The organism is Streptomyces sp. C10-9-1 (assembly GCF_024497955.1).
In the GTDB taxonomy this organism is placed as follows: domain Bacteria; phylum Actinomycetota; class Actinomycetes; order Streptomycetales; family Streptomycetaceae; genus Streptomyces; species Streptomyces sanyensis.
This window is the reverse complement of sequence record NZ_JANHKP010000005.1, coordinates 81,249-98,917: the sequence shown is the minus strand read 5'-3', so window position 1 is coordinate 98,917 and position 17,669 is coordinate 81,249. Positions and strand designations below refer to the sequence as shown.

Annotated in this window: 15 protein-coding genes; 11 read left to right on the top strand and 4 right to left on the bottom strand. The window is 75.0% G+C overall.

The genetic code is table 11. The features are described 5' to 3' along the window. Positions 1-213 precede the first annotated feature (213 nt). Entirely contained in the window at positions 214-1,959 is a 1,746-nt protein-coding gene (ctaD, locus tag NPS70_RS08580) for a cytochrome c oxidase subunit I (RefSeq protein WP_256523476.1), read from the top strand. A gap of 33 nt (positions 1,960-1,992) precedes the next feature. On the opposite strand, the gene NPS70_RS28495 is transcribed toward ctaD, so the two are convergent. Together NPS70_RS28495 and NPS70_RS08570 are read right to left on the bottom strand one after the other, a co-directional pair. Next, positions 1,993-4,137 carry an FUSC family protein gene (locus NPS70_RS28495; protein WP_305885629.1) on the bottom strand — a complete coding sequence of 715 codons (2,145 nt, stop codon included), beginning with the start codon at positions 4,135-4,137 and terminating at the stop codon, positions 1,993-1,995. 268 nt (positions 4,138-4,405) lie between these two features. Next, positions 4,406-5,635 (bottom strand): saccharopine dehydrogenase family protein, encoded by a 1,230-nt coding sequence (locus NPS70_RS08570; RefSeq protein WP_256523475.1) that lies wholly within the window; start codon positions 5,633-5,635, stop codon positions 4,406-4,408. Positions 5,636-5,758: 123 nt separating this feature from the next. Between NPS70_RS08570 and NPS70_RS08565 the strand changes: the two genes are divergently transcribed. Next, a complete protein-coding gene (locus NPS70_RS08565) occupies positions 5,759-6,484 on the top strand; it encodes a TetR/AcrR family transcriptional regulator (RefSeq protein ID WP_256523474.1) in 726 nt (241 codons plus the stop codon). An 11-nt stretch (positions 6,485-6,495) separates the two neighbouring features. Here NPS70_RS08565 and NPS70_RS08560 read toward each other — a convergent pair whose 3' ends face one another. Further along, positions 6,496-8,082, bottom strand: coding sequence for a molybdopterin-dependent oxidoreductase (locus NPS70_RS08560; RefSeq protein ID WP_374211964.1), 1,587 nt, complete (start codon positions 8,080-8,082; stop codon positions 6,496-6,498). Positions 8,083-8,325: 243 nt separating this feature from the next. Between NPS70_RS08560 and NPS70_RS08555 the strand changes: the two genes are divergently transcribed. The 3 genes from NPS70_RS08555 (at position 8,326) to NPS70_RS08545 (ending at position 11,207) form a co-directional block, all read left to right on the top strand. After that, positions 8,326-8,895 (top strand): DUF4383 domain-containing protein, encoded by a 570-nt coding sequence (locus NPS70_RS08555; protein ID WP_256523472.1) that lies wholly within the window; start codon positions 8,326-8,328, stop codon positions 8,893-8,895. A gap of 115 nt (positions 8,896-9,010) precedes the next feature. After that, positions 9,011-10,903: a hypothetical protein gene (locus NPS70_RS08550; protein WP_256523471.1), complete on the top strand. Its 1,893-nt coding sequence runs from the start codon at positions 9,011-9,013 to the stop codon at positions 10,901-10,903. A 133-nt stretch (positions 10,904-11,036) separates the two neighbouring features. After that, positions 11,037-11,207 (top strand): hydrophobic protein, encoded by a 171-nt coding sequence (locus NPS70_RS08545; protein ID WP_256523470.1) that lies wholly within the window; start codon positions 11,037-11,039, stop codon positions 11,205-11,207. Positions 11,208-11,454: 247 nt separating this feature from the next. Here the strand turns inward: NPS70_RS08545 and NPS70_RS08540 are convergent, their stop codons facing one another. Further along, a complete protein-coding gene (locus NPS70_RS08540; protein WP_256523469.1) occupies positions 11,455-11,628 on the bottom strand; it encodes a CsbD family protein in 174 nt (57 codons plus the stop codon). A 487-nt stretch (positions 11,629-12,115) separates the two neighbouring features. Between NPS70_RS08540 and NPS70_RS08535 the strand changes: the two genes are divergently transcribed. From NPS70_RS08535 to NPS70_RS08510, 6 genes are all read left to right on the top strand, one after another. Next, positions 12,116-13,321 carry an alpha/beta hydrolase gene (locus NPS70_RS08535; RefSeq protein WP_256523468.1) on the top strand — a complete coding sequence of 402 codons (1,206 nt, stop codon included), beginning with the start codon at positions 12,116-12,118 and terminating at the stop codon, positions 13,319-13,321. Positions 13,322-13,455: 134 nt separating this feature from the next. Continuing rightward, on the top strand, positions 13,456-13,929 hold the full coding sequence (locus NPS70_RS08530) for a carboxymuconolactone decarboxylase family protein (protein ID WP_256523467.1): 474 nt from the start codon (positions 13,456-13,458) through the stop codon (positions 13,927-13,929). Positions 13,930-14,061: 132 nt separating this feature from the next. Beyond that, positions 14,062-14,703, top strand: a complete 642-nt coding sequence (locus tag NPS70_RS08525) for a TetR/AcrR family transcriptional regulator (protein WP_256523466.1) — start codon at positions 14,062-14,064, stop codon at positions 14,701-14,703. Continuing rightward, complete coding sequence (locus tag NPS70_RS08520; protein ID WP_256523465.1) at positions 14,700-15,881, top strand: FAD-dependent oxidoreductase; 1,182 nt, start codon at positions 14,700-14,702, stop codon at positions 15,879-15,881. The genes NPS70_RS08525 and NPS70_RS08520 overlap by 4 nt, the downstream gene beginning before the upstream one ends. A gap of 128 nt (positions 15,882-16,009) precedes the next feature. Further along, a complete protein-coding gene (locus NPS70_RS08515) occupies positions 16,010-16,573 on the top strand; it encodes a TetR/AcrR family transcriptional regulator (protein WP_256523464.1) in 564 nt (187 codons plus the stop codon). Between the two features lie 43 nt (positions 16,574-16,616). Further along, a complete protein-coding gene (locus tag NPS70_RS08510; RefSeq protein ID WP_256523463.1) occupies positions 16,617-17,654 on the top strand; it encodes an NAD(P)-dependent oxidoreductase in 1,038 nt (345 codons plus the stop codon). The last annotated feature ends 15 nt before the right edge of the window (positions 17,655-17,669 follow it).

The following is a 17,669-nucleotide window of genomic DNA, read 5'->3' as shown; positions in this document are numbered from 1 at the left end:
GGCCCCGGCGCACCGGGCGGTGCCGGGATCGGCGCCGCCGGATCGCCGGCCCCCTGCTCAAGGGGATGTATCAGATGATTTCGGAATGTTGGAGGGCAGAACGACCCGATCGAGCGGCTAGATTGACCGCCGTACGTGCCCCGGTTCGCCCCGACGGCCTGATCCCGGAGGGCCCTGGGGCGTCGAAGACGCGGCACCGTCCGGGGAGTTCATGTGACATTCGGATCACCTTCGCGGCTCGGCCCGCCCCAGGGCGCGGAAGCGGACCACGAGGCGCAGGAGGGGCCGCGCCGCAGTCCGGGCCGACTCGTCGTCTCCTGGCTGACCACCACCGACCACAAGGTCATCGGCACGCTGTACATGGTCACGGCGTTCGGCTTCTTCCTGGTCGGCGGCGTCATGGCCCTGTTCATGCGCGCCGAGCTCGCTCGTCCGGGCACGCAGATCATGTCCAACGAGCAGTTCAACCAGGCGTTCACCATGCACGGCACGGTGATGCTGCTGATGTTCGCCACCCCGCTGTTCGCCGGTTTCGCGAACTGGATCATGCCGCTCCAGATCGGTGCGCCCGACGTGGCGTTCCCGCGGCTGAACATGTTCGCCTACTGGCTCTACCTCTTCGGCTCGCTGATCGCCGTCTCGGGCTTCCTCACCCCGCAGGGCGCGGCCGACTTCGGCTGGTTCGCCTACGCGCCGCTGAACGACGCGGTCCGCTCGCCGGGTGTGGGCGCCGACATGTGGATCATGGGCCTGGCCTTCTCCGGCTTCGGCACCATCCTCGGATCGGTCAACTTCATCACCACGATCATCTGCATGCGCGCGCCCGGCATGACGATGTTCCGGATGCCGATGTTCACCTGGACCGTGCTGCTGACCGGCGTCCTCGTCATCATGGCCTTCCCGGTCCTCGCCGCGGCCCTGTTCGTGCTGGAGGCGGACCGCAAGTTCGGCAGCCTCGTCTTCGCCCCGGCCAACGGCGGCGCCCTGCTGTGGCAGCACCTCTTCTGGTTCTTCGGCCACCCCGAGGTGTACATCATCGCGCTGCCGTTCTTCGGCATCGTCTCGGAGGTCATCCCGGTCTTCTCGCGCAAGCCGCTGTTCGGCTACATCGGCCTGGTCGGGGCGACCATCGCCATCGCCGGGCTGTCGATCACGGTATGGGCCCACCACATGTTCGTCACCGGCGGTGTGCTGCTGCCGTTCTTCTCGTTCATGACCTTCCTCATCGCGGTACCGACCGGTGTGAAGTTCTTCAACTGGATCGGCACCATGTGGCGAGGGGCGCTGTCCTTCGAGACGCCGATGCTCTGGACGATCGGCTTCCTGGTCACCTTCCTCTTCGGCGGGCTGACGGGCATCCTCCTCGCCTCGCCGCCGCTGGACTTCCACGTCTCCGACTCCTACTTCGTGGTGGCGCACTTCCACTACGTCGTCTTCGGCACCGTGGTGTTCGCGATGTTCGCCGGCTTCCACTTCTGGTGGCCCAAGTTCACCGGCAGGATGCTGGACGAGCGCCTGGGCAAGATCACCTTCTGGACGCTGTTCACCGGCTTCCACACCACCTTCCTGGTCCAGCACTGGCTGGGCGCGGAGGGCATGCCGCGGCGGTACGCCGACTACCTGGCGGCCGACGGCTTCACGGCGCTCAACACCCTCTCCACCATCGGGTCGTTCCTGCTGGGCCTGTCGATGCTTCCGTTCATGTACAACGTCTGGAAGACCATGCAGCACGGGAGGAAGGTCGAGGAGGACGACCCGTGGGGCTACGGCCGCTCGCTCGAGTGGGCCACGTCCTGCCCGCCGCCGCGGCACAACTTCCTCACCCTGCCCCGCATCCGCAGCGAATCGCCCGCGTTCGACCTGCACCACCCGGACATCACGGCGGCCGAACCCCGGGGGGTCCCGGCAGCCTCCGGTGCCGCGGTCCCGCAGGACCCACCGCACCCGAAGCGGCTCTGAGCGCTCCAGTGCCCCGGGGCCGGGGCGGTGCTGTCAGCTCCCGGCCCCTCCCGGGCCCCGCTGCGGGGCGCCGACGGCCTCCAGTTCGGCGGCGAGGACGGCGAACCAGTTCTCCAGGTCGGTCAGGACCGGCAGCGCCGGGCCCGCGCACACCGCGGCATCGGGCATCCGCGCGGGCCCGCCGGCCGACACGCCGCCCGGGGGGAAGGACGCGGCCCGCACCGTCGCCGCCTGAAGGTCCAGCGCCGCCTCGTGCGCCCAGGCCGCCGAGGGCGCCGGCACGACCGCCGGATCGCGGCTGAGCCGGGGCAGCCACCGCGCGCCGATCAGCACGTGCACGGCGCTGTTCAGCGCGGCCAGCCAGTCGGGACCGCCGCCGCCCGCCCCGCCGGGTTCGCTCCGGCACTGCGCGTAGGCCGCCTCGGCGAGCCGCAGCCGGTGCACGGCCCGGTCCAGCTCCTGCGCGGACACCGGGACCGTCCCCGCCGGTCCGCCGTCCCCGCCCGAACGCTCCGGCGCCGGGACCAGGGCACCGGAGGTCGCCGGTACGAGGGGCGCGACGGAGCGCAGCAGCTCGGAGACGCTGCGGCGGAGTTCCTTGCGCGCCCCCGCCGGCCAGGCGAGCACCCCGCACAGCAGGCCCACCGCGCACCCGGTCAGCACATCGAGCATCCGCGTCTCCGCAATGCGCCACGACGCCGAGGCCAGCTGGGCGAAGGCGGTGGCGACGACCACCGTGAACAGCCCCTGCGCCCACGCGGTCCCGGCCACGGGCCCCACCGCGAACGCGAGCAGCATCAGCGGCACCATGAGCATCGCGTACACGCCGGGAGCGTCCCCGACGCCCAGCACCAGCAGTCCGGCCGCCGAGGCACCGAAGAACGTCCCGAGGATCCCCGCCCGCACCGCCGACCACGTCGCCCGGACCGTGGTCCGCCCCAGTGTCAGCACCGCCAGCAGGACCCAGAAGCCGTGCTGAAGGTCCAGCGTGCCCGCCACCAGCCGCGCCGCCCCGAGGCCGACCGCCGTCCGCAGCGCGCTCTGCAGGACGACGGACTGAGCGGTCGTGTTGCCGGCCAGCCGGCGCAGCCACAGCCGCGGGGTGGACTCGGCGGCGTACCAGAACTGCTCCCGGGGGATCCCCGCGGGCACCTCGCGCGCACCGGCCCCGACGGCGACGGCGGTCTGCGCGATGAGCGCGGGCACCGCCACCGCCAGCACCGCGGACCGGCGGCGCTCCACCGCGACCGCGGCGTCGTCCGCGGCGTCCCCGGTCGAGGCGCGCGTGCGCAGGAAGTCACCCACCACCTCGGAGAGCGCCGCGGGCCCGGGGGCAGGACCCCGCCCGCGCAGCGCCCTCGCCGAGCCGCGGCAGGCGTCGGCCACCTGGCGCAGCAGCAGGGCCGAGGCCGGATCGGGTGCCGCCCGGTCCGCCGGCCACCGAACGGATCTGGCCAGCTGGTCGAGCAGGCGCCGCACGGCCATGGCCGTCTGGGCGAGGGCCCGGTCCGTGCGGCCGACCCCGGCGGGGCGGACCGACGGCGGCAGCCTGGACATCCGCAGCTCCTGCCCCGCGGCCCGCAGCCGCCGTGCGGCCGCCCCGTCGACCGCACCGCGGCGCGCGGCCTGCACGGCTGCCGAGGCCGCGAGGTCGAGGGCCTCCGCCAGACGCAGACGGCAGGAGGCCACGGCGGGCGCCGGGAGCACCAGCGACTCGGCGGTGACCAGCAGCACCCCGCCGACCAGCACCCCGGCAAGGCGCTCGGGGAGCGTGTCCGGCGCGTAGGGCGGGAAGCAGGCCAGGATGTAGAAGAGCTGCAGGCCGGGAGCCGCGCCCGCCGGCCTCGGGCCGCCCGCGGCCCCGAAGGACAGGACGAACCCGACGACCAGCATCCCGCCCACCGCCGCCGCGGTGCTCACCGCCAGCGCGGTGCCGAGGGCGACGAGGCCGAGCGCCCAGGGCAGCGCCCGCACCACCAGGGAGGCCCGGTCCCGCCCGGACCCGGGCAGCGGGGACAGCACGCCGAGGGCGATGGGCGTGAACAGCGCGTACAGCGCTGCAACCGGCGCATCCAGCCAGTAGACCAGGGGGAGGAAGCCCGCGGTCGCGGCCGCGGTGATCCGCACGGCCCTGCGCAGGGCCTGGACGCGGTCATCCGCCGACGGACGTGCCCGCATGGCGGCTCCTCTCCGGCCCCGGGCCCGCACCCTGTGCGCCGGGGGCCCGCCGTACCGCCATTGTCGGCCCCGGCCGCCTCCGCGGCAGCCGCGGAGGCCGGTGGTCCCCCGCAGGCGCGCTCCGCGGGCCTGCCTGCCCGCGGGCCCGGCACCTGCCGTGCCGGCGGTCGCCCGTCCGGGCGGAGGGGGAGCGGGCCTCGCCCCCGGCGGCACACACCGGGCGCCGCAGCGCCCCGCCGGGGGCGAGGACCGGCCGCACCGCGCGGGCCTACTGCTCGCGCATGCCCCAGGGCGAGCCGTAGGCGGTGAGCAGGTCCAGGAAGGGGCGCGGCGGCAGGGCCTCGGGACCCAGGACCCCCGTTCCCGACCAGGTGCCCGAGGCGATCAGCTCCAGGGCCACCACCGGGTTCACGGCCGTCTGCCAGACCACGGCCTGGCTGCCGTACTCCTTCATGGACCAGGCGTTGTCGACGACGTGGTGGAGGTAGACCTCGCGCGGCCGCCCCTCGTGGGTGCCCTTCACCCAGGTTCCCGCGCACGTGCTGCCCTGCATCCGGTCGCCGAGGGCCGCCGGGTCGGGGAGGCAGGCCGCCACCACGTCACGCGGGGAGACCTCGACCCGGGTGCCGTCCGCCGCCGTCACGGCCACCGGCTCGGTGCGGTCCAGACCGATGCGGTGCAGCACGCGCAGTGCGTTGATGAACTCCTCGCCGAGGCCGTACTTGAAGGTGACCCGCCGGGCGTCCACCCACCGCGGGATCAGCAGCACCTCCTCGTGCTCGACGTTGACGCACTCCACCGGCCCGATGCCGCCGGGGAAGTCGAAGACCTCCGGCTCGCTGAACGGCTCGGTGGTGAACCATCCCCGGTCCTTCTCGTAGACCACCGGGGGGTTGAGGCATTCCTCGATGGTGGTCCAGATGTTGAACGAGGGCGCGAAGTCGTGGCCCTCGACGGTGAGGTTCGCCCCGTCGCGGACCCCGACCTCCTCGATGGTGTCGAACAGCTCCTCGGCCGCGTAGCGGGCGAAGACGTCCGACAGCCCCGGCTCGACCCCCATGCCCACCAGGGCCAGGCGCCCCGAGCGCTCCCATGCCTCCGCCAGCGCGAACTGCTCGTCGCCGAGCATCACGCCGGTGCGCTCGTAGGGCAGCTCGGGATGCGGCCGCGAGAGGGACATCGCCATGTCCAGGTAGTGCGCCCCGACGGCGAGGGCGGCCCGGAACAGCGGCATCACGAACCGCGGGTCCGTGGCGTTCAGGAGCACGTCGCAGCGCTCCGACGCGAGCAGGGCGCGCACCTGATCCTCGTCGGAGGCGTCGAGCCGCGCCGCGGCGAAACGCTCCTGCGCCCCCTCGCCGCGAACCGCCGCCACGGCCGCCTCGGCCCGGTCCAGGTCGTAGTCGGCGACGACCATCCGCTCGAAGAAGCCGCGCCGGGCGGCGATGCGGGTGACGGCCGTGCCGACGCCGCCCGCACCGATCAGCAAGATGCGCATAGCAGGTCCTTTCCGTTCATGACGGGCGCTCCGCGCCGTCGGCCCGATCCAACGCGCCCCCGGTTGCCAGGGTCAATGGCGTTGGCATAAGGTCCACGCGAATGCCGACGAAACGGACCCGGAATGCCCAAGAACGTCGTCGCCGAAGGCGACCGCCGGCGCCGCAGGCCGACCAAGCGGGGCGCGGTGCTCTCCGAACGGCTCATCGTGCACACGGCCCTGCGCATGCTCCGCGAGCACGGAGGCACCGGGCTCACCGCCCGCCGCCTCGGGCTGGCCCTCGGAGCCGATCCGAGCGCCCTGTACCGCTACTTCCGCGGCATGGACGAGCTCGTCCTGGCCATCGGCGACGAACTGATCGGCCGTGCACTCGACGGCTGGTCGCCGACCGAGGACTGGCAGCACGACCTGCGCTCCCTCGGCCGGCGTGTCCACTCCGCCTATCTCGCCCACCCGCAGGCGGCGGTCCTCACGGCCAGCCGGGTCTCGGGCCGCGCCAACGAGATCGCCGCCGACGAGGCCGTTCTGGGGGTGCTGCACCGCGCGGGGTTCCCGGTGCCCGAGGCCGTGCGCGTGTACCACTGCTTCATCGACCAGGCCCTGGCCTTCGCGGCCCTCGACGCCGCCGCCCTGGCCCTGCCGCAGGAGGCGCGCGAGGCGGACGAGGCCGTCTGGCAGGCGACCTACGCGCGGCTGCCCGCAGGCACCCACCCCCGGATCGCGGGCTCCGCCCCGTACCTCGTCGCGGAGATGAACGTCAGTGCCTACCCGGCCGCCCTGGACATGCTGATCGAGAGCGCTGCGGCCCGGCTGGCGGCCCGGGCGGGCGGGACGGCCGCCGGCGCCTGACGCCCGGCACGCTACTCCACCGTCACCACGACGGAGTGCCAGCCCGTGGCCCCGTCGGGGATCGGCCGGGCGCGCCGCTCGGGCTGCGTCCGCCCGGTCCGGTCGGTGGCCCGGACGGTGAGCGTGTGCGAGCCCGGCGTCGCCCGCCAGGGGAAGGACCACTGGCGCCAGGTGTCCACCGTGTGCTCGGCGGCCAGGTCGGCCGCGACCCAGGGCCCGTCGTCGACCCTCACCTCCACCCTCTCCACGCCCCGCTGCTGCGCCCAGGCCACGCCCGCGACCATGACCGTGCCCCGCGCGGGCCGGGCGAAGGGCCTGGGCGTGTCGATCCGGGACTGCGTCTTCACCGGGGCCCTGCGCGCCCAGGCGCGCTTGACCCAGTAGGGGTCGTAGGCGTCGAAGGTGGTCAGCTCCAGCTCCTCGACCCACTTGCACGCGGAGACGTACCCGTAGAGGCCCGGGACGACCATCCGCACGGGGAAGCCGTGGTCGAAGGGGAGCGGAGCACCGTTCATGCCCACGGCGAGCAGGGCGTCGCGGCCGTCCATGACGTCCTCGACCGGTGTGCCCAGCGTCATCCCGTCCACCGAGCGCGCCACCAGCTGGTCCGCCGGGCCGCCCTGCGAGGGCGGTCGCACTCCCGCCTCCTCCAGCAGTTCCGCCAGCCGCACGCCCAGCCACCGCGCGCTCCCCGTGTACGGGCCGCCGACCTCGTTGGAGACACAGGTCAGGGTGATGTCACGCTCGATCAGCTCGCGGGCGAGCAGGTCCCGCAGCGAGAACTCCACCGGTCGCCGCACCCCCTTGCCGTGCAGGCGCAGCCGCCAGGACCCGGCGTCGACCTTGGGCACCACCAGGGCCGTGTCGACGCGGTAGAAGTCCTCGGTGGGTGTGGTGAACGGTGTGATGCCGGGGACCCTGAGCGCGGCCCCACGGGGAACGGCCGGTGCGGGCGACGCGGGCGCGGGCAGCACGAGGGCCTCGCGCGAGGCCACCGCGTCCCCGCCCCGGAGGCCGGAGAGGAGGCGCCCCACGGCGCCCGCCCCGGCCGACGCGGCGGCAACCGCCCCCGCGGTGACGAGGAAGCCGCGGCGGTCCCAGGCCGCGCCTTCCGCGCCCTGCGGGGCAGGCGGGCGGGCCGCCTGGAGCCTTCCGGCCAGCAGGTACAGCACCGCCGCCCCGGCCACCGCCCCGACCGTCGACGGCACCGCGTCCGTCCACGACTGCGAGTCCGGGCGGCCGAGCGCCGCGGCCGCCCCCACCGCGCCGAACACCAGGACCGCGGCGGAGCCCGCCCGGCGGTGCCGCAGGGCGAGCAGGCCCACGGCCGCGCCGCACAGGGCGAGGACGGCCAGGATCCCGAGCCGCAGGACGAGCTTGTCGTCCTCCCCGAAGGTGCGGATGGCCCAGTCCTTCACGGGTGCGGGCGTGAGGTCGATCGCGCTCCCGCCGACGGCTGCCACCGGCCCCGCCCCCGGCCGGACGGCGGCCGCGGCGAGTTCCGCGGTCGCGAGCGAGGCGAAGGCGGCCAGCAGGCCGCTCGCGGCGGCGGGGCCGCGGAGCGGGGGTACACGCTTTTGGGTCGTCACAGCTGGCATTCGGAGACGTCACCGCCGGGGATTGGTCGGCGTCGAGGCCGCGGGGGACCGGGGTGCCCCGCGACCACCGTACGCCGGGGGTGCGGGCCCCGGAGGAGGCGGTGCACCCCCGTGGCCGACCGGCACAGGCGCCCACCGGCTCCGCCGCCGGGAGAGCGGGGTGCCGAGAACACGCGAAGGCCTGTAAGGGTGCATATCAGGAGGAAGTGCATCCCTTGGCGGTCCCGGCTCCGAACAAGCGGCATGAAACTCCGCGACGAACTCCCGGTCGACCACCACCTGGCGACCGTCTACCGCTACGGCGCCGCCTTCTGCGGCCTGGTCCTGATCGTGTTCGGCTGCCTCGGCTTCGCCGACGCCCTCAGCCCGTTCTCCACCTCGGGCGACACCATCGCGGGCATGACCACCAACGTCGCCCTCAGCGTCCTGTCGACCGTGGTGGGCCTCGTCCTGATCGCCGGCGGCGTGATCGGCGGGAACGTGGCGTCGACCCTGAACATGACGGTCGGCGCGCTCTTCGTCCTGAGCGGCTTCGCCCACCTGGCGGTGCTGGACCGCCCCGCCAACGTCCTCGACTTCGGCATGACCAACGTGATCTTCAGCTTCGTCATGGGCCTGGTGATCCTCACCTTCGGGATGTACGGACGGGTCTCCAGCAAGCTGGGGCACGACAACCCCTACTGGCGGCGGCGCCACCCGGAGCAGGCCGCGCGGGAGGCGGCGGCACGCGCGGCGGCCGGGGCCCGCGGCGCCCTGCCGGCGTCCGGTCCCCGTCCCGCCGTGGCCCCGTCCGCACACGACCCGAACACCTGAGACACGGATCGGCGGAACGTGTGCCCCGCCACCCGCCGGGGTGACCGCGGCCGGTGACCGCTCGTTGACCCGGACGGCGTACCCGACCGTCCGACGAACCACGAGCCGAGGACACATGCCGACTCCGCCCGATCCCGTGGCACCCGAGGGCCCGGGCGGCGCCCCGGGCCCCGGGGATGACCAGCACCTCGACGCCCCCGCCGCGCCCTACGGCCGACTCGTCAGGATCGCCTACCTCGTCCTCCAGCCGGCCCTGGGTGCCCACCGCGCGGTGATCGCCTCGCACACCCTCGCCCAGCGCGCCCTGCCCGGCCGCCGCAGCGGCGCCGACGGGTACGGGCAGAGCCGCGTGCGCCTCGTCCGGTACTGCCTCGCCGCACTGCGCAGACCCTGGACCACCGCGGGCCTGCCCCTCGTCCTCGGACTGCGGATGGCACCGCGCATGGGCGGCGCGGACGAACTCGCCGCCGCCCGCGCTCTGTCGCTCCTGCCTCCCGAGGCCCGTGCCGTCCTCGCGCTCGCCGCCGTCGACGCCCTCCCCGCCCCCGAAGCCGCCGGGGTGCTGGCCCGGGCCGGGGTCGCGGATCCGCTCCCCGCCGTACGGGCGACGTCCGGCCCGGCGGCCCTCGCCGACGCAGGAAGGATCTTGCAGGCGGCCGAGTTCGATCCGGTCCAGGTGCGGCTGCACCCCACCGACCTGCTGCGCCGCCGCGCGCTGACCCGCACCGCCGCCGTGGCCCTCGCGGCCTGCCTGCTGGGGACCGCGGCCCTGTGGGGGGCGGGGGACAGGCCGGCGGGCCCGGCCGCGGGACCCCCCGGGCGGGCGGCGCCGCAGGCCCTGGACGCAGCCGCCCTGCGCACCGCCCCCCTCGACCGGTGGGACCGCACCGCCCGCCTCGACTTCACCGCGTGGCCTCCGCGCGGTGAGCGCCGCGGCGACCGCCGGCTGCTCCAGCGGGCGCTGGACGCCTGGGCGGGAACGGCGGACGGCCCCCGGGTCCGGACGTCCGCGGCCGCCGACACCGGTGCCCAGGCGCCCGCCGAGCCTCCGTCGCTGCTCTTCGCCGACCGGCTCGACGGGGCCGACGTGGTCCTCCTGCACGACGGAACACGCCTGGCCCGCTACACGGAGACCGGCGGCGCCGACGCGCCCGAGCTGCACCTCGCACGCACCGACCGGGCCGATGTCACCACCGCGGCCGCCGTGGCCCTCACCCGGAGCGCGCGCGGTACCCGCTACCTGCTGGCCCCCTGGATCGCCCGGACCGGGGTGCGGGACCTCAGGGAGCCCGGAGCGGCCACCCGCCCGGTCGGCGTCCGCGGGGGCGTCACCGCACCGGTCCCCGCCCCGCCCGCCGGCGGGCCCTGCGTCTCCTGGCCGGTGCTGGTGCTGCGCTCCTCCACGCGGATCGCCGAGCGGCACGGCTTCCTGCTCACCGACCTCGGCGGACTGACACCCGTCCACCTCACCCACACGCCCCCACCGGGCTCGGGCGCACCTGCACGCCGGCCCCGTGAGGCCCTGTCGCCCTCCGCCCTGACCAGTTGGGCGCGCGGCGCCTGCACGCTGCGCGGCCTCAGGGACCAGGGTGTGCGCGCCGTGAACGACTGGGTCTTCGCCCGCCAGGACCTGCCCGAGGGCGCGGGGCCGGCGGCCTGGGTCTGCACCCGGGCGGACACCTGGCAGGGCCGGGGGGAGGTCGCCGTCCGCTTCCGGCTCCCCGGCTCCGGCCCGGGGACGCCGGGCCGCGTCGTCGCCCGGGCCCGGGACACGGCCGCGTGCACCCACTTCGACCGCCACGTCGCGGCGGGGACCCGGTGGCGCTCGCCCGGAGGCAACTGGTTCGTCCTGGCGGCGGGCAGCCGGGGCACCGTACGCCTCGATCTCGGTGGCGGACTCGACACGACCGTGGCCGGAACGACGGCCGCCGTCGCCGCGGCCGCCGGCACGCCGGTCGCCGTCACGGCCCGACTCGCCGACGGCACACGGACCGGGCCCCCGCGATGAGCCCCGGCCGTACCCGGCGACGCGGTGCCCCTCGCGCAGCGCGGAACGATTCCGCGCCCGGTCCGGTGCAGGGAGAAGAGGCAGGTGTGCTTCGGGAAGGCAGGGGAACCAGCCTCGAAGGAGGTTGATAAACATGGTCCCCGTCCTTCTCGTTCTGCTTCTCGCCGTGATTCTTTTCGGTGCCGGATTCGCGTTGAAGGCGCTCTGGTGGATCGCCGCCGTCGTGCTGGTCGTCTGGCTGCTCGGATTCGTCATCCGCCCCGCGGCGGGTGCGGGCCGGCGTGGCCGCTGGTACCGCTGGTAGGCGGTCGTACGGCTGCCGGAGAGCGCGGCTTCCGATGCCGTCCGCGGGGGTCCGGGGAATTCCTCCGGACCCCCGCGGACGTATTCCCCCGCCACGGGTGGAATACGGCTTCGCCCATGCGCTCCGCGTCGCTGCGTCGCGTTCCTGCGGCCCGCCGCCGCCAGCGACGGGTGCCGTGAGCGGGTGCACACACGAAGGAGTGGGGCCGCGCACCAGGTGCGCGGCCCCACTCCGGTGTCCCGGCGCCTCAGCGGCGGAACGCGTCCTTGATCTTCTCCTTGGCCTGGCGTGCATCGCCCTTGGACTGTTCGGTGCGGCCTTCGGCGGTCTTGCGCTCGTTGCCGACCGCGCGGCCGAGGGTCTCCTTGACCTTTCCCTTGACCTGCTCGGCCCGGGCCTTGGCCTTCTTCTCGCCCGACATCGTCTCACTCCCTGAGTCGTGGTGTCCGACGTTGATGCGTCTTGCCGCTGAGGCGCCCGCGAAACGGGAAATTGCGAGGAAATACGCTGCGTCCCGGGATGTGCGGGTGAAGCCCCTCGGGGAACAGGGTTCCGGAAATCGCGGTGCTCCGCGGAACCGCGGTGCTCCAGGCAATAGGGGAAGCGCTTCCGCGGGGTGCCTCCGAAGGCGCTGCGCCGCACGGTTCGGCTGCCGCGCAGGCGCCGGGATACACGGAATCCGGGGGGCCGGCCCGGGGCGCGGGACCGTGCGGCGGCCGCGGCGGTCTCTCCGGGGCCGCGGTCCGCGCAGGTGCCCGGACGGCGGTCGGGGTGCGGCGCCGGGGGCGCGCCGACCGCCCCCGCGGGCGGCGGGGCGACGGCGGGGAGGCCGGCCACACCCCTGGGCAGATTGGTCCGGACCAATTAACCTGAGGCGCCGTCGGACCGGCCCACAGGGAGGGTGCACCATGCTCGCACGCCGACAACTGCTCGCTCTGGCCGGTGCGGGCGCCGCCGGTGCCGTACTGCCGTCCGGGCCCGCCGCTGCCGCCGCCGCAGGCGGACCCGCCGTGCCCCTGCCCGCCCCCACCGGCCCCCTGGCGGTCGGGACGGAGGCCCTGCACCTCGTGGACCGCCGCCGCCGTGACCCGCTGGTCCCCGGAGACCGCCCCCGCGAGCTGATGGTGCAGCTGTGGTACCCGGCCCGGCGCACCCGGGGCCGGGCTCCCGCCTCCTACACCACCCCGCGCGTCGCCGCCGCGCTGGAGTCGGGCCTGCCGCTGGCTCCCGGAACCCTCGCCCGCGTACGGCCCCACGCCCGGCGCGGTGCCCCCGCCGTGCCCAGGAGGCTTCCCCTGGTGCTGGTCGGCCACGGGCGCAAGGGCGGGCGAAGCAACCTCACGGCACTCGCCGAGGAGCTCGCCTCCCACGGGTACCTGGTCGCGGGCGTGGACCACACCCATGACGCGGCGGTCGTCGAGTTCCCGGACGGCCGCGCCCGCTACAGCGCGATCCCCGGCGAACCCGCCGACTGGGCCGCCCAGGAGCGCCTGGAGGTCGCCGTCCGCGTGGGCGATCTGCGGTGCGTGGCCGACGAGTTGACGCGCCGCCATCCGGGAGCCCGGCATCCGCTGCGGCCCCTCGCCGACCCGGACCGCGTCGGTGTGCTCGGGCACTCCATGGGGGGCGCGGCGGCCGCCGAGGCCCTGCGCGTCGACCGCCGCTTCCGCGCGGGCGCGGCCCTCGACGCGGGCCTGTTCGGGTCGAGCGTGCCGGATCGCGGGCTGGACCGCCCCTTCCTGCTGCTCACCGCCCTGGAGGACCATGAGACCTGGCAGCGCTGGCGGCAGAACCAGCGCGGCTGGGCGCGGCAGTTGCGCATCGCGGGCAGCGGTCACCTCGGCTACACCGACCTGCCGCACTTCGCCGCCGCGGGAGGGCTCGCGGAGCACTGGCCGCCCGAGGTGTACGCCGCGCTGCTGGGCACCCTCGACCCCGCCCGCTCCGCGGTGCTCGTCCGTGTCCATGTGCGCGCCTTCCTCGACCGGTTCCTCCGGGGGCGCCCCGCCCCGCTGCTCGACACGCCGTCGCCCCGCTATCCGGAGGTCGAGTTCCGCTGGTCGCGCGAGGCCGGCGCGGCGGACCGGCACGGGGCGCGGATCCGGCAGGGCTGACGCGCGCGGAGCCTCGCCGACCCGGTCCCGCTCCGGCGGCCCGTGAGGCGCGGATCACACAAGGGCGTGTCACATCCCGTCGGGCGCCCTCCGTCACAGAGGTGAAACCACACGCGAGAACACAGGAGTTCACCATGGACGCCCGAATGGACCTCTTCGCCAACCCGGTCTCCGCCGCCATCCTCAAGCGGATCGGCGCGGTGGGGGCGGTGGTCGCCGGCTCGGCCCTGCCGGCCGCCACCCAGGAGCTGGTGAAGATCCGTGCCAGCCAGATCAACGGCTGCGGGTTCTGCACCGACATGCACACCAAGGAGGCCGCGCACGCGGGGGAGTCGGCGACCCGCCTCCACCTGGTGGCGGCATGGCGCGAGGCCACGGTGTTCACCGAGGCCGAGCGCGCCGCCCTGGAACTGACGGAGCAGGGCACCAGGATCGCCGACGCCGCAGGCGGCGTCACGGACGGGGCGTGGGACGAGGCGGCCCGCCACTACGACGAGGACCAGCTGGCCGCACTGGTCTCGCTCATCGCGCTCATCAACGCCTACAACCGGGTCAACGTCCTCGTCCGCCAGCCCGCGGGCGACTACCGCCCCGGCCAGTTCGGGTGAGCGGCCGGGGCGGGCCGCCGCCCGCCCCGCCCCTCCGTGCGCCGCGCCCGGGGGAGCGCGGCCGCCCGGCCCCGCAGGGGAGGGCCGGGCGGCCGTTTGCCCAGGACTGAACAAACGTTTAACGTATTGAACATGCGTTCAGCGATGAGAGGTGACGGCGACCGGACGAGTCGCGCCGTGATGCGGGACGAGGCCCTGAGGCTCTTCGCCGTGTCGGGGCCGGATGCGGTCTCCGTGCGGCAGATCGCCCAGGCCGCCGGGGTGTCCCCGGGGCTCGTGCTGCACCACTTCGGTTCCAAGGACGGGTTGCGGCAGGAGGTGGACCGGCACGTCCTGGCCGTCTTCGAGGCGGTCCTTCGCGAGGTGGCGGTCCGCGACCCGGCGGGTGACCCGGAGCAGGGCCCGCAGCACGGCCTCGGCGCGGCCGTGCTGCGCCATCTGCCCGCGGACTCCCCGGTGCCCGCCTACCTGGGGCGCCTGCTGCTGTCGGGATCGGAGGCGGGGCGGGCCCTGTTCCGCAGGCTCTTCGAACTCAGCCGGCGCGCCCTGGAGCAGATGGAGCGGGCAGGTCAGGCGGCCGCCGGTCGCGACCCACAGGTGCGGGCGGCGTTCCTGCTGGTCAACGATCTCGCGCTGCTGCTGCTGCGTCCGAGGGTGGCCGAGGTCCTCGGGGTGGACCCGCTCTCCGCCGAGGGCCTCGAACGCTGGGCGCCGGAGGTACTGGCCATCTACGGCGGGGGACTGACCGCCGAGGGAACGGGTGATACGGCATGAAGGCAGTGGTCTGCGGGGCGGGAATCGCCGGACTCGCAACGGCGCACCGGCTGGACGCGCTGGGCTGGGACGTCGTGGTCGTGGAGAAGGCCCCCGGGCCCCGGACCCAGGGGTACATGGTCGACTTCTTCGGGCCGGGCTACGACGCGGCCGAGGCCATGGGCCTCCTGCCGCGGTTGAAGGAACTGTCCTACCGGATCGACGAGGCGGGCTTCGTGGACGAGCGCGGGCACCGCCGTGCGGGGCTGGACTACACGCGGTTCGCCCGCGCCCTCGACGGCAGGATGCTGAGCATCATGCGACCCGACCTGGAGCGGGCGCTGCGCGAGGCTCTCCCCGCGGCCGTGGACCTCCGCTTCGGAACAGGCCCGGCCGCGGTCCGGGACACCTCCGGCGGGGTCCGCGTGACGCTCCTCGACGGGACCGTCGAGACGGCGGACCTGCTGGTCGGCGCCGACGGCGTGCACTCGACGGTCCGGAGGCTGGTCTTCGGCGAGGAGGCGTCCTTCCTCCGGTACCGGGGATTCCACACGGCCGCCTACGTCTTCGACGACCCGGAGGTCTTCGCACAGGTGCGGGGCCGCTTCTGCATGACGGACACCGTCGACCGCCAGATGGGCCTGTACGGCCTGCGCGACGGGCGCGTCGCCGCGTTCGGAGTGCACCGTGCCGCGAGCGGCGAAGTTCCCCGGGACGTACGCGAGGCGGTGCGCCGCGCCTACCGGGGGCTCGGCTGGGTCGTCCCGCGTGCCCTCGACAAGTGCCCGCCGTCCGGCGAGGTGTACTACGACCAGGTGGCGCAGATCGTGACGGACCGCTGGAGCAGCGGGCGCACCGCGCTGGTCGGGGACGCCGCCTACGCCGTGTCGCTGCTCGCCGGCCAGGGCGCCTCGCTCGGGATCGCCGGTGCGTACGTGCTGGCCGAGGAGCTGGGACGGTCGGCGTCCGTGGACGCCGGGCTCGCCGCCTACGAGGCGCGGTGGCGCCCCGTGGCCGAGGACAGGCAGGAGGCCGGGCGTGCGGCGGCCGAGTGGTTCCTGCCGGCGTCCGCCTCGCGCCTGCGCGTCAGGCGGGCGGCGATGCGGCTGTCCGGCGTCCCCGGCGTCGGCCGGCTGGTGGCGCGCTCCCTGTCCGGCAAGCCGGCCGTGCTGGCCCGCGAGGCCGCCCGGCCTTCGTAGCGCCCGCGACCGCTCCGCCCCTCCCGGCGCGGAGGGGCGGGGCGGCCGGGTCCCGCCGGGAGGTGCCCCGGCACACGTGCTCCGGATCGGGGTTGACACCCGCTCAGTTAGTCAGTTGACTGACCAACATGAGTCGAACGGACAGCGGAAAGCGCGCCCGGCTGGTGCAGGCGGCGGTCGGAGTCGTCCACGAACAGGGCTTCCACCGCACGACCCTGGCCGACATCGCCCGCAGGGCCGAGGTGCCCCTCGGTAACGTCTACTACTACTTCAGGACCAAGGAGGACCTCGGCCAGGCGCTGATCGAGGAGCAGGCGGCCCGTCAGGCGGCCCTGAGGCAGCAGTGGGAGGCGCGGAAGGACCCCCGTGCCGAGATCGACTCCTTCGTCTGCATGACCCTGGAGAACCGGGAGTCCCTCGCCCGCAGCGGCTGCCCCGTGGGAACCCTCTGCGGTGAACTCGGCAAGCACGGAGGCCCGCTGGCCCGGAGCGCCGGGGGCGTCTTCGCGGACATCCTCGACTGGCTCACCGAGCGGTTCGACGCCCTCGGTACGGACGAGGACCCCCGGCAGCTCGCCGTCCACCTGCTGTCGGCGCTCCAGGGCGCGAGCCTGCTGGCCCACGGCTTCGCGGACCCCGCCCTCGTCGAGGGCGAGGCCCGACGGCTCCGCCGCTGGCTGGCCGCCCTGTGACGCGGCCTGAAGGGACGTCCCCGACCCCCGAAGGAGCCCCCTCATGACACATTCCCGGGACGCGGTGCGCGTCCTCGTCACCGGAGCCACCGGATTCCTCGGAGGCCACACCCTCAGGGCGCTGGCCGCCGACCCGAGGGCCGAGCCGGTGGCCGCGTGCCGCGACCCGCACCGCCTGCCCGAGGGCTTCGCGGGCCAGGTGCGGGCAGGGGACCTGAGGGACCCGGACTACCGGCGCAGCGTCGTCCGCGGCATCGACGTCGTCTGCCATGCGGGAACCTGGGGCGCCTTCTGGGGTCACCGGCGCGAGGAGCGCACGCTGTTCCTGGAGCCCGCCCTCGACCTCCTCGCCCGGGCGCGCGCCGCAGGCGTGCGGCGCTTCGTCCTGGCCTCGACCGTCGCCGTCGGCACGCCCTCGCGCGACGGCGGCCCGGTGGACGACCTCTCACCCCTGTGCCCCACGGGGTTCTGGCCCCACGCGGACCGGCTCATCGACCTCGACCACCACATGCGCGCCACGGCCGGGCAGGGCACCGAGATGGTCGTCCTGAGGCTCGGTCACTTCGTGGGGGCGGGCAACACGCTCGGCATGGTGCCCGCCCTCGTCCCCCGCCTGCGGACCAGGATGGTGCCCTGGCTCTCCGGCGGCCGCAGCCGCCTCGCACTGGTCGCGGACACGGACCTCGGGCAGGGGATGGCCCTGGCGGCGCTCGCGGAGGGACTCGACCCGTACGAGTCCTTCAACATCTGCGGCCCCTCCTTCCCCACCATGCGCGACGTGCTGGAGTACGTCTGCCGGGAGACGGGCCTGCCCGCGCCCCGCTTCAGCGTCCCCTACGGGGCGGGCTTCGCCTTCGGCGGCCTCATGGAGGCGCTCCACCCGGTGCTGCCCGGATCCGCCCCCTTCCTCACCCGGTCGCTCGTCCACGTCGCCCGGGACTGGTACTGCCCGAGCGACCGCGCCGCGCGGAAGCTCGGCTACGCGCCCGCCAAGGACTGGCGCACGGCCGTCGGGGAGACGCTCGGGGCCCGTCCCCCCGCGGGATCCCGCTGGCCGGACCTGGCCCAGGCGGCACGGTGACCCCGCACCCGCCCC

Excerpts from the sequence above, each read along its gene's own strand:
- NPS70_RS28495 (WP_305885629.1), bottom strand. The coding sequence starts at position 4,137 with ATGCGGGCACGTCCGTCGGCGGATGACCGCGTCCAGGCCCTGCGCAGG.
- NPS70_RS08570 (WP_256523475.1), bottom strand. The coding sequence starts at position 5,635 with ATGCGCATCTTGCTGATCGGTGCGGGCGGCGTCGGCACGGCCGTCACC.
- NPS70_RS08565 (WP_256523474.1), top strand. The coding sequence starts at position 5,759 with ATGCCCAAGAACGTCGTCGCCGAAGGCGACCGCCGGCGCCGCAGGCCG.
- NPS70_RS08560 (WP_374211964.1), bottom strand. The coding sequence starts at position 8,082 with ATGCCAGCTGTGACGACCCAAAAGCGTGTACCCCCGCTCCGCGGCCCC.
- NPS70_RS08555 (WP_256523472.1), top strand. The coding sequence starts at position 8,326 with ATGAAACTCCGCGACGAACTCCCGGTCGACCACCACCTGGCGACCGTC.
- NPS70_RS08550 (WP_256523471.1), top strand. The coding sequence starts at position 9,011 with ATGCCGACTCCGCCCGATCCCGTGGCACCCGAGGGCCCGGGCGGCGCC.
- NPS70_RS08545 (WP_256523470.1), top strand. The coding sequence starts at position 11,037 with ATGGTCCCCGTCCTTCTCGTTCTGCTTCTCGCCGTGATTCTTTTCGGT.
- NPS70_RS08540 (WP_256523469.1), bottom strand. The coding sequence starts at position 11,628 with ATGTCGGGCGAGAAGAAGGCCAAGGCCCGGGCCGAGCAGGTCAAGGGA.
- NPS70_RS08535 (WP_256523468.1), top strand. The coding sequence starts at position 12,116 with ATGCTCGCACGCCGACAACTGCTCGCTCTGGCCGGTGCGGGCGCCGCC.
- NPS70_RS08530 (WP_256523467.1), top strand. The coding sequence starts at position 13,456 with ATGGACGCCCGAATGGACCTCTTCGCCAACCCGGTCTCCGCCGCCATC.
- NPS70_RS08525 (WP_256523466.1), top strand. The coding sequence starts at position 14,062 with ATGCGTTCAGCGATGAGAGGTGACGGCGACCGGACGAGTCGCGCCGTG.
- NPS70_RS08520 (WP_256523465.1), top strand. The coding sequence starts at position 14,700 with ATGAAGGCAGTGGTCTGCGGGGCGGGAATCGCCGGACTCGCAACGGCG.
- NPS70_RS08515 (WP_256523464.1), top strand. The coding sequence starts at position 16,010 with ATGAGTCGAACGGACAGCGGAAAGCGCGCCCGGCTGGTGCAGGCGGCG.
- NPS70_RS08510 (WP_256523463.1), top strand. The coding sequence starts at position 16,617 with ATGACACATTCCCGGGACGCGGTGCGCGTCCTCGTCACCGGAGCCACC.